Here is a 14,061-nt window from a genome sequence, read left to right as displayed (position 1 = left end):
GGCCTCAGCGCTCTCACCTTCTCTGTTCCAACAAGTTAGCCAATAACGTCGGCACCGGTGCTTGTTCTCTGTCCCAACTCGTGAGTTTGAACGCCAGCCTTCGCGCCATATTCTGCTTGGCGCTGTTCAGGTTCTACAAGTCATCAGGCTGGTTTCGTTGCTGCCCAAGCGGCTGGCATAGTCAGCCTCAGTGCTGGCACAACAAAAATTTCAATCGGACTGGCCATAAGCTGCCGGTTCATCATTCACAGGTTGGCATTTGGCCAGCCGGTTAAATAGACGTTATGCGACAGGAAAGAGCGCGGCGACATGCTGGCGATAGGAGGTTGATCATGAATCAAGAGTGGATTCTTCAAACAAAAGAAACTCGTCGAACATTCTCAAACGCGACATGGGTTCCATTAAGGGCATCCATAAATGACGAAAATGGGAGTGTTAAGAGTATTGGCTATATCAGCGAATATTTTGGTTGTGGATCTGTCGCGTTTCCACCAGAGAATCGAAAATTGGTTGAAGAGCGCCTGAGCTGGGGTGATATCGGGATAGGTCATACCGTAGCGCCCTATGCCTACGAAGATGGTTATTACGCATCCATTGACCAGTTTCAGTATAACGATAAAGAGCCAATAGGCGTTAACCTCGTCTTTGAACATCCTCAGCCTGTTGTTGGTGGGAGGCAATGGATTTTGAATCCTGATCTTGTGGTTGCTCTCCGCCTGATAAAAGAAGGAACTGACTGGATTAGACCCGAAGAGAACTTCGTTGTAGTGGCTCGCGAGAGTTTTGATGACAAAGGCGAACATCGTCTGATCGAGATCAAGCGAGAATTTCTTGTTGACTATTTGGCCGCAAGAAATCTCTCGCTTCGTCTCTCTTATTACCGCCAAAGAGTAGAGAACGTACCTCTGCTTGAAAGCAGCGAGTACGCAAACCTAAAAGAACATAAAGAGGAGCGAAACGGTGGCCGCTTTGAGTTGCTAGTTCGCAGCATTAATGACGTTTTCGGAGGTAGCTGGGCGATGTTTCGTGCTTGGCGAACTGACGTCGATGAAGATGAAGACGCACCTGTGATGGGGCCAGAAAGTGACCACAACACCGGCCACGAAAGCTCGCAAGGTCACCGCGGCGGTTATGAAGGTGTTCGGGTTGAGGGTGATTTCTGGCGAGATGAATGGATTGAACATCAATCTCAAAGCATGCGAGTTCGTGGAGATGCAAACACAAATCTCCCTCAGTTTATTGTCGGGACTGACGGCAAACGTATGGCATCTTCCGAATTGGATAACGAGGATGTTGGTAGATGGCTTTGGTTTCGTTCAAGTGTGGTAACCGACCTTCTAGGCCACCGCAGCTTCGTCCTGAAGTGGTACACGGGGGAGACCGGTGCTATTCGCTCGACCTCGGGCTATGCCACGCACTTCGGAGTCAATTCTGCTGACTTGCTAACTGTTTACGCTTACGACATCGCTCGTCTCCCTGCTTGGGAGCAGCATATCTGGGCGGCCCACAACGTTGCGCCAGACGGGAAGGTCTCAGGAGAATTGTTGTCAGCGCAAGTCAAGTCCCAACCAGCGTCTACACATGCGGTTGAGGAGATGTTCTTTGGAAGTATGCGAATGCTCCAACAAGGCTTCCGCGACAAGTTCGGGATTGACTTGTTCAGTCACGATATCGATGACGACTCGGCTATGCAGCAAGTATCTCGTTTCCATAGCAGGGACCAAGCGTCATTGCTTAGGCTGGCGAAAGAGCTTGTTCGCGCATTCTCAGACCGACTCAACATTCGCGACCTTCGCAAACTTTCAAACCACGCGGAAAAAGATAAGCTCGGTTCAAACAAACTTCTGCAAGATATATTGTCCCAAACAATTGGAGCCGATAAGGCCCGCCAAATCTTTGCCGAAATTGCTGGCACCTATGACATGCGCGTCGGCGATGCTCATCCGACCGGATCAAAAGTTGCTGATGCCATTAAGCTTGCAGGCATTGACCAAAGCAGTTCGTATCTAAGACAAGGTGAGCAGCTTATCCACAACTTCGGGCGAGCGGTTTGGTATACAGGCAAATATCTCTTCGGACAACCTGAATCGCATGAAAGCTAGGCCACATGCCGCATAACAAATCGCTCAACACGGACGTGCAAAAGCGGCGCTTCGCTCTGCTTTTGCATCCCGGTTAGCTCAAACGTTAGCCAAAATAGGTAGATATGCCATCACACCTGCTCATTTCGCATGGTCCTATGTGATCCCTTTATATTTTTGGTTTTCTATCTAGACACTTAGATAGTTTGTGGAATCATGAGATCTGGTTGCCATCTTGTTTGCATGCTAGGGCACGTGTCACCATTCCAGTTCGTCCTCTGCGTCTTGTCTCGCTATCTCGCCAGATAGTTCGGCTTCAATCTCTGCGATGCTGGGCAAATTCCGGCCCAGCGTTTCCGGAAGATCTCGTAGCAACTGGTATTCGGCCACGCCGATAGGCTTGTCAATACCAGATAGCGCATATTCGGCTACTAGTCGGTTCTGTTGCTTGCACAGCAGCAGACCAATGGTGGGCTTATCATCAGGTGCTTTAATCTGTGCATCCACAGCGGCCAGATAGAAATTTAACTGTCCGGCATGTTCGGGTTTAAACGCCGTTGCTTTGAGCTCCACCACGACATAGCACTTCAAGCGGATGTGGTAGAACAACAAATCAATGAAGAACTCGTCTCCCGCCACCTCAAGTCGATACTGTTTGCCGACAAACGCAAAGCCTGCGCCCAGTTCCAGAAGGAAACGGGTGATATGACGTACCAACCCATCCTCGATATCCCTCTCATGAGCCTCATTACCCAATCCGAGAAAATCAAACAGATAAGGATCTTTCAAGGTATCACGGGCCAACGCAGAATCGGCAGCAGGTAAACGCCGTGCGAAATTCGTGACGGCAGCCCCCTGACGTTGGCGTAACTGGTTCTTGATATTGAGCTCTAGCGTCGAGCGCGACCAACCATTGGTCACTGCTTGGGTTGCATACCATTCGCGGCCAGCCTCGTCATCAAGCTTGGTAAGCAGCGTGACAATATGAAACCAGGGTAATTGGTCAGCAGGCTGCTGACCAAATTGGCCTTTGGGGCAATGCTCAGCAAAAAAACGCATATATTTGAGATTAGAACTCGACCAACCGCGCATATCCGGAAAGCTTTCTTTGAGGTCGGATGCTAGTCGATCGATCACCCTGGCCCCCCAGCCTTGCTCGGCCTGCCGCTGCACAATTTCCTGTCCGATGCGGCCATAGAGCTGCACCAACTCGGCGTTGACGGCCAGTGCAGCCCGTGATCTGGCCTGCGCTATCTCTTTTTTAATCGCGGCTAGCCAATCGGTGTAGCCTGCTGGAATAAGGGGCGTAGTGTTCATCTGATTGATGCCTCCACAATGGCCTTGGCTTCTGGTAGTCGCAACTGGCTGGAAAGCAGCTTAGGTAGAAGGGTATCGCGCAAGTGGGCGAGGGCAATAGTGTCAATCACAAAGCCGTGTGCACTTTGCTTCAAGATTGCTATAAGTCGGAAAGTGTTGAGGGTAGTGAAGTAGGCGTAGCTAGCTTTGTCGCTGTCGGTAAACTGCTCGTTCGGCGCTATCCTAGCTGGCGTATAGCACATGCAGCCCTTCTTGCTTTTGGCACTATCACGTCGCTTGTTGGCGGTGGCCCAAAGGCGTTTTCGGATATGGGAGAGCATGAGGTGTCTCAACCTGAGCAAAAAGACTAGTTAAGCTAGGCAGTATATCAAAGGGTTAGTCTAATTTATTGAGCTCAGGACCTATTTTAGCTGTTGTATGAAAAAACATGTCGTGTTTTCAGTAACGTGTAGGTACGAATGCCATACTTGAGCTGCGTTGGACCTTCAACCGTTGAACCCTGTAGGGGCTTGCTACCAGCCTATGCGTTTAGGAAAAGATAAAGACGCTACAAGCAATTTGAGATGATGAGACATGCCAAGGTGCTGGTTCTGCACACAAGTTCAACAACAGGCCTTGTATGAGTTATTTCTGATGGTGGTTCTGGAGCAAAAAAACTATTACAGAGTGTAGATAGTTCCGGTTTTCGGCTCGTGTATGTGTGTCTATATTGCCCACACTGCGCTAAATTTCCCAATCAAAGGCCGGTGTCATTACTTCGGTCCTTGCCATAGTGAAATAATTAGCCCCCCCTCAACTGCATTTAAGTTGAAAAAAAACACTTAAAATCATATGGATACACTTCAGGAAAACAGTGACTTTTTCAAAAAAAAAGATATACGCCTGTTTTATTTGTATACAAAAGATTTTTTAAAAGACCGCGTTCCGCGAAGGTTAAACCACTTGTTTAAGTGCTGGGGGAGTGTTTTAGATCATAATTTATTAAATCTATAGAGAGTAAGAGATAAATATAAGAAAAGAGATATTTTTACAGAATCTACACATATTTAAAAAGCTATCATGAACATAATATATATGTCAATATTAAATTTAAAATAAATTAAAGAAATCTCTTCTCTTGAACTGTAAAAAAGAAAAAAGAGAAATAGCGATCAATTCGAAAATTAACGCTGTAAATGTTATATGCGGCATAACATTATGATTAATAAAAATACTCTAGAAGCGATTTTGACTACAAAAGGAATACAAGGGTGGTACCTAGGTTGCAGAATTCAACCAAGAGCGTCCTGTGAGTTATTTCGATTAGTGTGGTTCTGCTAGATAAATCAGATTTAACATAGTAATAGACTGTATGGTGTTATTAGTAAAAATAGTATTTAGTGGAGATGAAAATAGTTATTGAAAAATATAATCCGTAACGTTACTCTCAATTTAAATTAGAGTGCGGGTGAGTTATGGTAAATGATTATAATAAAAGACTAATAATGGCAGTGCAATTATTTAAAAAACGGAATTCTGGAAAATTACGCCCTGATGGAACATTCGATTCAAATAAAATTTTTGTGCTTAGTCAAAATGAAAAATGTGAGTGCTGCCACGATATTATAAAAGGAAATATTCTATATCCATTGAATGCATTAAAGCATGCTTGTTCTAAAGCGCATGTTGCTAATTTATTCGATGTGTCTGTGAACGATCTGAAAAGTAAGCTTAGAAAGCAGAAACGGCAACAGAAACAGCAAGTAGCAACAGCACTCGGAGGGGCAGGTTTTAGTGTGCGAAATAAATCTTAAGTCGCGTGCAAAATAAGTTTCTTATATAAAAAATCTTTGATGTCGTGATGAAGTGTTTTTTAGAATTATTAGCATTATCATTAACTATTATAATTTAGTTGGAGTAGAGGTTTAACTATCGATCTATGTCAAAAAAAGACCCCTTACCATAAAAAATAACTCATCAAAGAGAACGAAAATCCTTTTGGCGATTGACACCCATGTGAGCCCCATAAGGTTAATACTGTGCACGATTACATCGAACATACTCGATGTAGAACCTTGTTTGTCTTATCTGAATAGAATGTTAATTCTGGACAATACCCGTAGCGTTTATGTGAGCTTTATACAGAATTAGCTCAACTCAACAGCCGTAAACCTAGCAGAGAAAAAACAATGGCTTCATTTCAACCGTAGGTTGGCCACAACAAAATGGCTTTTTAAGTGATTTTGTTTGGTGAAAAATCAGATGTTTGCGAAACGGGTTCTCCACCTTGGCCCGGATGCAGGCTTTCATGTATTCGATGTTGATGGCCCCCTTGTTTCTGCGCGGATCCAGCTTCAAGGTTTTTACTTTGCCAGGACGCTCGGAGATTAGCCAGTCAACGTTTACAAAGGTGCCTTGGGTCATCATGACGCCTGCTTCGTCCAGCCGCGATTGATGGTTTTGAACAACTGGCTGTTCCAGCAGGTGGTGGCGAAAATTCATTATAGTGGTGCGGTCCGGCAAAGTTGCTATCTAGGGATAACCTGGCGAACAGACGCATGGAGGCGTTTTCGTACAGGGCAGCTTCCATCGCGCCATCGCTCAGGTTGTACCAATGCTGCATACAGTGAATACGTAACATCGTTTCCAGCGGATAGGGCCAAAGACCATTACCGGCTTGGGATAATCGCCTCGATGACAGCAGTCATGTCCTTCCATGGCAGAACCAGCTCCATGCGGGAGAGGAAAATTTTTTTTCGGGTCTAACGGCGCTTACTGCTGAATTCACTGTCGGCGAAGGTGAGCGGATGACTCATGATGGCCATCTGAAATGCGGTTCCGTAAAAATCATGATCTCATATCAGGAACTTGTTCGCACCTTCCCTGGGACTAACACACCAGAAAGGGCTCTGGTGTGTTTAAGCGCTTTATTGCGGCGGGAGTTTTGCCCTGTGAAAGATGGGATATTAACTCTTAAAGCTATGTTTTAAATTGTAGCTAAAAATTGTTTCACGGTTGTCTGTGAACCAATGTTTCCAGTATCCAAACTCATGCCTATTTTCAACCATTTTTGTAAAATTTCAGCGGTAGTCATATCTCTGTCTATTGCAATATTTGACGCGATCTCAGTGTAAATCAGCAATTGCTCATTATCTATTTGTGTCTTATCATTTAGAAACTGGGGCCGGTCGACAATACGACCTGCGGAATACATGATATAATCACCAACTTTTTGGCTATGCTTACGGAGTACCTCTCGGTTCATTTTTATATAACCAGACTGAATGTCATACACTTTTTGAGTGTGAAAAACCAAGCGTTTAATAGTTGATGAAATCAAATTACAGGCCTCGGCATAAGTTTGGAATGATTTCCTATATATACCGGAGGTATATCTTTTGTTATTATTAACAATATCCTCTAGTGCATCTACATAGTCACTTGGGTTCGGCTTAAAATATCCACTTAATGATGAGTTCGGAAATACATAAATAGACTTAAAAGCATAGTTCCTGATACTTTTAAGTACGTCGCTTGCATAGGAATTAAGAGGGCAACGGTATATTTCTTCTGCATTTTTCAGTGTTTTAGCAGCTTGTTTATCATCCCAACTGACATCATCAAGGTCTTGACTTACTTGAGTCCATTGCATTTTTACTACCTCCTCAGGACGCCAGCCAGTGAATAATAAAAACTTAAAAAAATGACTTGCAACAATAGCATTTTGTGATGTTTGATGCTTATGCTTAACACCATCCTTGTAGTCTTTAAGTGCATCTATCCCATCCAATAAATCTGGCAGTGCTTCAGTATCTATACAAACGGTATTTCGTAGAGATTTACCGCCATTGACAAACCAGTGTTTATTTAATCGAAATTGATTGACTGGGTTCCTTTTTACAATTGGCCCATCTGTTACAGGGTCAATATATTTGTTTTGGGCATAATTTATTAAGAAGCTTATCTGTCTAACTGCTTGGTCTGCAATATATTGCTTGGTTTTTCCTATACGTAAATGTTCTTCAACAATCATGTGGTATGTAACTTGATCAATGCGCATCTCTGATATTTTTCTTGATAAGACACTATGTCGATATCTGTAATTTTTTATTGTTTTCTCCTTGATCTTAATTGAGCGATCACGGATGTACTCATCGAGTAGTGTATCAAGTGTTACGTGAGCATTTGCAAGTCCGTCTATATGGTCAGCCGGTTCCAGTCCTTTTTGCAACAGAAAGTTATATTCTTTCGCTCGTTCGCGGGCCGTGTGCAAATCCATTTCTCGGGCACACCCGATCAAGAAAGTAGTCCTACCTGTTTTCTTATGTGGATTGTTGAGCTTGCCTTTGATGAAGAACGACATTGTTCCGCCTGGGTTAAGACGCAACATAAGCCCTTTACTTGCAGGATTCGTGTCTTTGTACTCGCAAGCATGCGGGGTTCCATTGAGGCCATTAAAGACACGGTGACGCCGCAGTGAGTTAACGAAAGTCATTGAAAGATTATGATCTATTTGTGGGTATTTATGCATCAAGCAATCCCTCTCTACATCCGCTTAACTCAGAATCTTGAGAATTTTTTTTCTCAAGGCGTTTACATGATCGAGAAAACGCTACGCTGATGGTAGTGAAAAAATGGCATTTTTGCCATGATTTTGACAGGGCGCTTTAAAATGAGTTATAAATAAAACATACGAAAAAGCCCCTCGCGGGGCTCTAATTAGATGATATATATAGGAATTTATTTATATTATTCAATATTTACATTTAGTTCCTAGCGGATTTTGACATCCAGGCAGGGAATTATGCGTCTTGCCAGCATGCAATCGCCTCCTCGGCTGTAAATTTGCCTTCCAGCAGGGAGCGGCCCAGGATCACGCCACCCACGCCTGAGCCCTTGAGTGCCTCGATATCCTGGATGCCGCCAATGCCACCGGAGGCCTGGAAACTGACTTGAGGATACTGAGCCGCCAGACTCTGATAGAGGGCGACGTTGGAGCCTTGTAGCGTGCCGTCACGGCTGATGTCGGTGCAGAGCACATGCTTAAGACCGGCGGGCAGGAAGCGCTCGATCAGCGCCTCTATGGTCACGCCGCTATCTTGTTGCCAACCAGCCACGGCAATCTTGCGCTGACCGTTGGCATCAATGTTCACATCCAGAGCCAGCACTATCTGTTCGGCGCCGTACTTCTCCATCCAGCCCATCACCATCTGGGGATCCTTGACGGCCGTGGAGCCGACGACCACACGGTTGGCGCCGGCATCGAGCAGATCTTTAACATCCTGCTCGGTGCGCACCCCGCCACCTATCTGTACCGGGGCTTTGGTATTTTTCAGCAGTTCACGAATGACGGTGAGCTGCCGCTTGCTGGCATCCTTGGCACCATCCAGATCAACCAGGTGCAGTTGAGTGGCACCTGCGGCCACATAGAGGTCAAAACGCTCCTGGGCTGAGGCGGTATATTCGGTTTTCTGGCCGTAGTCACCCTGATAGAGGCGGACTACCTTGCCATTGATGAGATCGATTGCCGGGATAATCATGGCTACCTCTTAAAGCGCAAGGAAATTCTGGATGAGACGAGCCCCGACCTGGCCGGAGCGCTCGGGGTGGAACTGGGCACCGAAGAAGTTCTCCTTGCCCACCACAGCCGTGAAGGGGCCACCATAGTTGCAGGTGGCCAGGGTCGCCTCGGTCACCTCCAGTGCATAGGAGTGCACGAAATAGAAGTAACTGCCGCTGGGGATCCCTGCAAACAGCGGGTGTGAGCCATCATGCTCCACCTGATTCCATCCCATGTGCGGCAGGCGCAGATCGCCCACCTGCATCAGCTTCACCTTGCCTGGCACTATCCCTAAGCAGGCAATGTCGGCTTCGCCGCCCATGTGCTCCTCGGAGGCCTGAGCCAGCATCTGCATGCCCAGACAAAACCCCAGCAGTGGTTGTTTGGCTTCGCGCACCAACTCGACCAAGCCTCGCTCGGTGAGGTTGTGCATGGCCGCCTTGGCCGTGCCGACGCCAGGCAGGATCAGTTTGTCGGCACCACGAATATCCTCGGCGGCCATGCTGACCTTGGCATCGATCCCGAGACGGGCGATAGCCATACGAACCGAGGAGAGGTTGGCGCAGCCGGTATCTATGATGGTGACGCGTTGATTGGTCTGCATGGTGATCAGAGCACTCCCTTGCTGGAGGGCAGTTCGGTGCCTTCGACCCGGATGGCCTGACGCAGGGCGCGGCCAAAGCCCTTGAACAGCGCCTCCACCTGATGGTGGGTATTGCCAGGGCTCACCGACAGATGCAGGGTAATGGCCATGGCATCGGAGAGGGAGCGGAAGAAGTGCGGCACCATCTCGGTGGCCATCTCGCCCACCATGTCGCGACCAAACTCGGCATCACAACGGAACTGGAAGAAGGGGCGACCGGAGAGATCCAGGGCGGCGGCTACTTCCTGCTCGACCAGCGACTCGGGGAAGGCATCAATCTTGGCTTGCACTTCATCCATGGCCAGCACAAAGCCGAAGCGGCCAATGCCCCGCTTGTTGCCGAGCGCTTTTTTCAGGGCTTCGCCCAGCGCCAGACCCACGTCTTCGACTGTGTGGTGATCATCGATATGCAGATCGCCCTTCACCGCCAGGTGCAGACGGAAACCGGCGTGGGTGGCGATCTGATCGAGCATATGATCAAAAAAGCCGATGCCAGTACTGATCTGGTTGCCACCACTCTTGTCGAGATCGACTTGCACCTCGATCTGGGTCTCCTTGGTGTGACGGATCACGCTGGCCTGGCGACCTTGGCCCAGCAGACGCTCACGGATGTGATTCCAATTGCAACTGGTTGGATTGTATTGGATTCCGGTGATGCCCATGTTCTCGGCTAACTGCACATCTGTGATGCGATCGCCGATCACATAGCTGTGGGCGTGATCCAGTTTTCCGGCTTGCAACAGGGGTTTGACCAAGCCCAGCTTGGGCTTGCGGCAGGTACACTCTTCGTGAGGGAAGTGGGGGCAGATCAGCACATCATCCCAGTGCACGCCCTGGGATTCGAAGATGTGCATCATCAGATCCTGGGGAGGCTGGAAGTTTTCCAGAGGCAAACTAGCGGTTCCCAGCCCATCCTGGTTGGTGACCATGATGAGCTTATAGCCTGCGGCCTGCAGTTCGCGCAGCACGGGGATCGCCATAGGTTCGAAGCGTAGCTTATCCAGGCGATCGACCTGCTTGTCGGTGACGGGCTCCTCTATCAGAGTGCCATCCCGATCGATAAATAGAATGCGTTCCTTGTTCACAACCTTTCTCCTTGGCCTTACAGGCTCTTCAATACGGCCAGAACTTCGGCCATCTCGGCCTCGTCACCTATGGTGATACGCACGCAATCACTCAGCATGGGCTTGTTGCCGAAGTCGCGCAGTATGATCCCCTGATCCACCATGGCCTGGAACAGCTTGGAGCCGCTGGTAAAGCGAGCCAGCAGGAAGTTGCCGTGATCATCGAAGATCTCTTGCACACAGGCTTGCTTGCGCATCTCGGCCTTGAGCTCGGCTTTGAGACGATTGAGCCATGCTACACGGCTGCGCATTTTCTCCAGACCTGACTCATCCAGGGCTTGGGCGGCGATCTGCGCCACTGGCTCAGGAATGGGGTAGGGCGCGATCACCTTGAGCAGCAGGCTGATCACTTCACTGTTGGCCAGCGTGAAGCCACAGCGCAGACCGGCCAGAGCAAACCCCTTGGAAAGAGTGCGAGTGATCACCAGATTCGGATGCGCAGTGATCAAATCCACCATGCTAAATTGCGGGCAGAATTCGATGTAGGCTTCATCCACCACCACTATGCTCTTGCCTGCGGTGGCCGCCAGAATGGCTAGCAGCTTGTCGCGGTCGAGCACAGTGCCGGTGGGGTTGTTGGGGGAGCAGAAGAAGAGCACCTTGACAGGCTTGCCCCGCTGGAGCTCTTCCAGAATCGCCGGCACATTGGGTTGGAAATCAGGCAACGGAGGCAGGGTACGCATGCCTACGCCACAGGTTTCGGCACTGATGCTATACATGCCATAGGTGGGAGGGCAGAAGAGGATCTCCTCCTGGCCCGGCTCACAGAAGGTACGAATGAGGAGTTCAATCGCCTCATCCGAACCACGGCTTACCAGTACCTGATTGCTCTGCACACCCGCATAGGCGGCATAACGTTCAATCACCTCGGGGGGTTGGCACTCTGGGTAGCGATTCAGGCGGCTGGAGTCCAGCTGATAGCTTTCGCTCTTGGGGGATTCGTTGGCATTGAGGAAGACATGCCCCTTACCACCGATGCGACGAGCGGAGAGGTAGGGCGTCAGGGCCTGTACGCGTTGGCAAGCCAGCGAGGTCAAGTAAGTGGTGGCAGTCTGGCTAGTTAGGCTCATGATTTCTGCTCCTGATTGATCACATCCATCCGAATGGTGACGGCACGCTTGTGCGCGGTGAGCCCTTCGGCATCAGCCATGGTGGTGACTGTGGTGGCCAGATCGCGCAACCCTTCGGCGCTGAGTTCCTGCACTGTGTAGCGGCGCTGGTAGTCAGCCAAACCCAGGCTGGAGGCAGTGCGAGCATAGCCATAGGTGGGCAGGGTATGATTGGTGCCGCTGGCGTAATCCCCCACCGACTCTGGCGTCCAGGCCCCCAGGAAGATGGAGCCGGCATTTTCCAGACGCGGCAGCAGGGCGCGGGGAGCCTTGGTCTGGATTATCAGGTGCTCAGGCGCATACTCATTGGAAATGAGGCAGGCTTGGGCTAGATCATCGCTCAGGATAGTCAGGCTGGAGGCCAGCGCTTTCTTGGCAATCTCGGCACGGGATAGTGCGGCAACTTGCGGCTCTAGTTCACGGTTAACTGCGTCCGCCAAGGTTTGGCTCGGTGTCACCAGCACAACTTGGGAGTCAGCACCGTGCTCGGCTTGGGAGAGCAGATCGGCGGCCACAAACGCCGGATTGGCGCTTTCATCGGCAATGACCAGCACCTCAGAGGGACCGGCCGGCATGTCGATGGCGGCACCGCGAAAATCCATGCTGACTTGGCGTTTGGCTTCGGTAACCCAGGCATTGCCCGGGCCGAAGATCTTGTCAACCTTGGCGACTGTGGCGGTACCATAGGCCATGGCAGCAATCGCTTGCGCCCCGCCCATGGTGTAGATCTCGCTGACTCCACACAGGTTGGCGGCATAGATGATCTCGTCAGCTACCGGGGGCGGGGAGCAGAGCACCACCTTGCGGCAACCGGCGATCTTGGCTGGAATGGCCAGCATCAGCACTGTACTGACCAGAGGCGCACTACCACCGGGGACATAGAGACCGACTCGGGTGATGGCATGGGTGTGCAGCTCGCAGCGTACCCCGGGTTGGGTATCCAATTGGATTGGCGTACTCTTCTGGGCCTCATGGAAGGTGGCGATGTTACGGTAGGCGTGGGCGATAGCCGCTTTCATCGCCGGGCTGACTCGGGCACAGGCCGCGTCAATGGCGGCACTGCTCAGCACTATGTTGCCATCGGCAACCCGATCGAAGGCTGCTGTGTACTCTTTTAGCGCCTTATCTCCTTCACAGCGGATGCGATTGATAATGTCCGTGACCGTGTTGGCGATATCATCGGCGCCATTCATGGCTGGCCGGGTGAGCAGCTGACGTCGCTGCTCCTGATCCAGTTCATTCCAGTTAACGATACGCATTGAGCTTGCCCCTTATTCCATCATCTTCTCAATGGGCAGAACCAGAATGGAGCTGGCGCCCAAGGCCTTGAGCTTCTCCATGGTTTCCCAGAACAGCGTTTCAGTCGAAACTACATGCAGGGCCACATGGTTGGTGTCGCCAGCCAGGTTCATGATGGTGGGTTTTTCGGCACCAGGCAGCAGGGCAGTGATCTCGGCCAGCTTCTCCTTTGGGGCGTGCAGCATGATGTACTTGCTTTCGCGCGCTTGTAGCATGCCTTGCAGACGGGGCATCAGGGTGTCGATGGTCGCTTGCTTGCTGGGCTCGAGTTCACCGGCTGCCTGGATCAGGGTAGCCTTGGAGCGATAGATGACCTGTACTTCTTTGAGGCCGTTGGCCTCCAGGGTGGCGCCTGAGCTCACCAGATCACAGATGGCATCGGCCAGACCGGCGCGAGGTGCTACTTCAACTGAGCCAGTCAACATGACAGGTTTGAATTTAAGACCTAGTTCATCAAAGAAGCGCTTGAGCAGATTGGGGTAGGTGGTGGCGATGCGCGCGCCGGCCAGGCTGGCGGGGCCATCCCAAACCTGCTCCTGGGGAATGGCCAGCGAGAGGCGGCAATCACCGTAGTCCAGACGTTTGAGCTCTTTATAGTCGATGGCCAGACCCAGGGCCTTACGTTCTAGCATGGTCTCTTCGAGGACGTTCTCGCCGACTATACCGACATCGACTACGCCGTCCATCACCAGACCGGGAATATCGTCATCACGTACCCGCAAAATATCAATCGGCATGTTTTCGACGTGGGCAATCAGGCGATCTTCGCGCAGATTAATCTTCAGGCCGCAGCTTTTGAACAGAGCCTGGGAGTCCTGGCTCAGACGACCGGACTTTTGCATGGCAATACGTAGACGCTTTGTTTCCATTTTTTCATTCCTTCTTAAAACAAAAAACCCCCGGAGGTGGTGACCTTCCGAGGGTTTTGCAACTTTGGCTTGGGCCGCTG

At 50.0% G+C, this 14,061-nt stretch carries 11 protein-coding genes, 1 pseudogene and 1 other annotated feature (1 of these 13 running past the window's edge); of the genes and pseudogenes, 2 read left to right on the top strand and 10 right to left on the bottom strand.

What is annotated here, in order from left to right; genetic code table 11:
• Positions 1 to 332: 332 nt before the first annotated feature.
• Entirely contained in the window at positions 333 to 2,102 is a 1,770-nt protein-coding gene (locus ACZYTD_RS08110) for a hypothetical protein (protein ID WP_463891112.1), read from the top strand.
• Between the two features lie 237 nt (positions 2,103 to 2,339).
• Here the strand turns inward: ACZYTD_RS08110 and ACZYTD_RS08105 are convergent, their stop codons facing one another.
• On the bottom strand, positions 2,340 to 3,398 hold the full coding sequence (locus ACZYTD_RS08105; protein ID WP_463891109.1) for a PDDEXK nuclease domain-containing protein: 1,059 nt from the start codon (positions 3,396 to 3,398) through the stop codon (positions 2,340 to 2,342).
• On the bottom strand, positions 3,395 to 3,718 hold the full coding sequence (locus tag ACZYTD_RS08100; RefSeq protein WP_463891105.1) for a hypothetical protein: 324 nt from the start codon (positions 3,716 to 3,718) through the stop codon (positions 3,395 to 3,397). The genes ACZYTD_RS08105 and ACZYTD_RS08100 overlap by 4 nt, the downstream gene beginning before the upstream one ends.
• A gap of 1,134 nt (positions 3,719 to 4,852) precedes the next feature.
• Between ACZYTD_RS08100 and ACZYTD_RS08095 the strand changes: the two genes are divergently transcribed.
• Positions 4,853 to 5,191, top strand: coding sequence for a hypothetical protein (locus tag ACZYTD_RS08095; RefSeq protein ID WP_463891102.1), 339 nt, complete (start codon positions 4,853 to 4,855; stop codon positions 5,189 to 5,191).
• Between the two features lie 454 nt (positions 5,192 to 5,645).
• Here the strand turns inward: ACZYTD_RS08095 and ACZYTD_RS08090 are convergent.
• The 8 genes and pseudogenes from ACZYTD_RS08090 to hisG all read right to left on the bottom strand — a co-directional run.
• Positions 5,646 to 6,193, bottom strand: a pseudogene (locus tag ACZYTD_RS08090) (transposase); the annotation flags it as partial.
• 170 nt (positions 6,194 to 6,363) lie between these two features.
• A complete protein-coding gene (locus tag ACZYTD_RS08085) occupies positions 6,364 to 7,908 on the bottom strand; it encodes an integrase arm-type DNA-binding domain-containing protein (protein ID WP_463891099.1) in 1,545 nt (514 codons plus the stop codon).
• Between the two features lie 271 nt (positions 7,909 to 8,179).
• Entirely contained in the window at positions 8,180 to 8,917 is a 738-nt protein-coding gene (gene hisA, locus ACZYTD_RS08080; RefSeq protein ID WP_463891096.1) for a 1-(5-phosphoribosyl)-5-[(5-phosphoribosylamino)methylideneamino]imidazole-4-carboxamide isomerase, read from the bottom strand.
• Between the two features lie 9 nt (positions 8,918 to 8,926).
• The gene (gene hisH / locus ACZYTD_RS08075) at positions 8,927 to 9,541 is read right to left on the bottom strand and encodes an imidazole glycerol phosphate synthase subunit HisH (RefSeq protein ID WP_463891094.1); all 615 of its coding nucleotides are present in this window, start codon (positions 9,539 to 9,541) and stop codon (positions 8,927 to 8,929) included.
• 5 nt (positions 9,542 to 9,546) lie between these two features.
• Positions 9,547 to 10,665 (bottom strand): bifunctional histidinol-phosphatase/imidazoleglycerol-phosphate dehydratase HisB, encoded by a 1,119-nt coding sequence (gene hisB / locus ACZYTD_RS08070; protein ID WP_463891092.1) that lies wholly within the window; start codon positions 10,663 to 10,665, stop codon positions 9,547 to 9,549.
• 17 nt (positions 10,666 to 10,682) lie between these two features.
• Positions 10,683 to 11,774, bottom strand: coding sequence for a histidinol-phosphate transaminase (gene hisC, locus ACZYTD_RS08065; protein ID WP_463891090.1), 1,092 nt, complete (start codon positions 11,772 to 11,774; stop codon positions 10,683 to 10,685).
• The gene (gene hisD, locus ACZYTD_RS08060; RefSeq protein ID WP_463891088.1) at positions 11,771 to 13,072 is read right to left on the bottom strand and encodes a histidinol dehydrogenase; all 1,302 of its coding nucleotides are present in this window, start codon (positions 13,070 to 13,072) and stop codon (positions 11,771 to 11,773) included. The genes hisC and hisD overlap by 4 nt, the downstream gene beginning before the upstream one ends.
• 12 nt (positions 13,073 to 13,084) lie before the next feature.
• On the bottom strand, positions 13,085 to 13,981 hold the full coding sequence (hisG, locus tag ACZYTD_RS08055; RefSeq protein WP_463891086.1) for an ATP phosphoribosyltransferase: 897 nt from the start codon (positions 13,979 to 13,981) through the stop codon (positions 13,085 to 13,087).
• Between the two features lie 18 nt (positions 13,982 to 13,999).
• Positions 14,000 to 14,061, bottom strand: a sequence feature (His leader region); it runs 75 nt beyond the window's last position.

This window comes from Pseudaeromonas sp. HNCC25DJ180 (assembly GCF_055413345.1).
The sequence above is the reverse complement of the archived record's forward strand: the minus strand, read 5'-3'. Positions and strand labels throughout refer to the sequence as shown.

Excerpts from the sequence above, each read along its gene's own strand:
- ACZYTD_RS08110 (WP_463891112.1), top strand. The coding sequence starts at position 333 with ATGAATCAAGAGTGGATTCTTCAAACAAAAGAAACTCGTCGAACATTC.
- ACZYTD_RS08105 (WP_463891109.1), bottom strand. The coding sequence starts at position 3,398 with ATGAACACTACGCCCCTTATTCCAGCAGGCTACACCGATTGGCTAGCC.
- ACZYTD_RS08100 (WP_463891105.1), bottom strand. The coding sequence starts at position 3,718 with ATGCTCTCCCATATCCGAAAACGCCTTTGGGCCACCGCCAACAAGCGA.
- ACZYTD_RS08095 (WP_463891102.1), top strand. The coding sequence starts at position 4,853 with ATGGTAAATGATTATAATAAAAGACTAATAATGGCAGTGCAATTATTT.
- ACZYTD_RS08085 (WP_463891099.1), bottom strand. The coding sequence starts at position 7,908 with ATGCATAAATACCCACAAATAGATCATAATCTTTCAATGACTTTCGTT.
- hisA (WP_463891096.1), bottom strand. The coding sequence starts at position 8,917 with ATGATTATCCCGGCAATCGATCTCATCAATGGCAAGGTAGTCCGCCTC.
- hisH (WP_463891094.1), bottom strand. The coding sequence starts at position 9,541 with ATGCAGACCAATCAACGCGTCACCATCATAGATACCGGCTGCGCCAAC.
- hisC (WP_463891090.1), bottom strand. The coding sequence starts at position 11,774 with ATGAGCCTAACTAGCCAGACTGCCACCACTTACTTGACCTCGCTGGCT.
- hisD (WP_463891088.1), bottom strand. The coding sequence starts at position 13,072 with ATGCGTATCGTTAACTGGAATGAACTGGATCAGGAGCAGCGACGTCAG.
- hisG (WP_463891086.1), bottom strand. The coding sequence starts at position 13,981 with ATGGAAACAAAGCGTCTACGTATTGCCATGCAAAAGTCCGGTCGTCTG.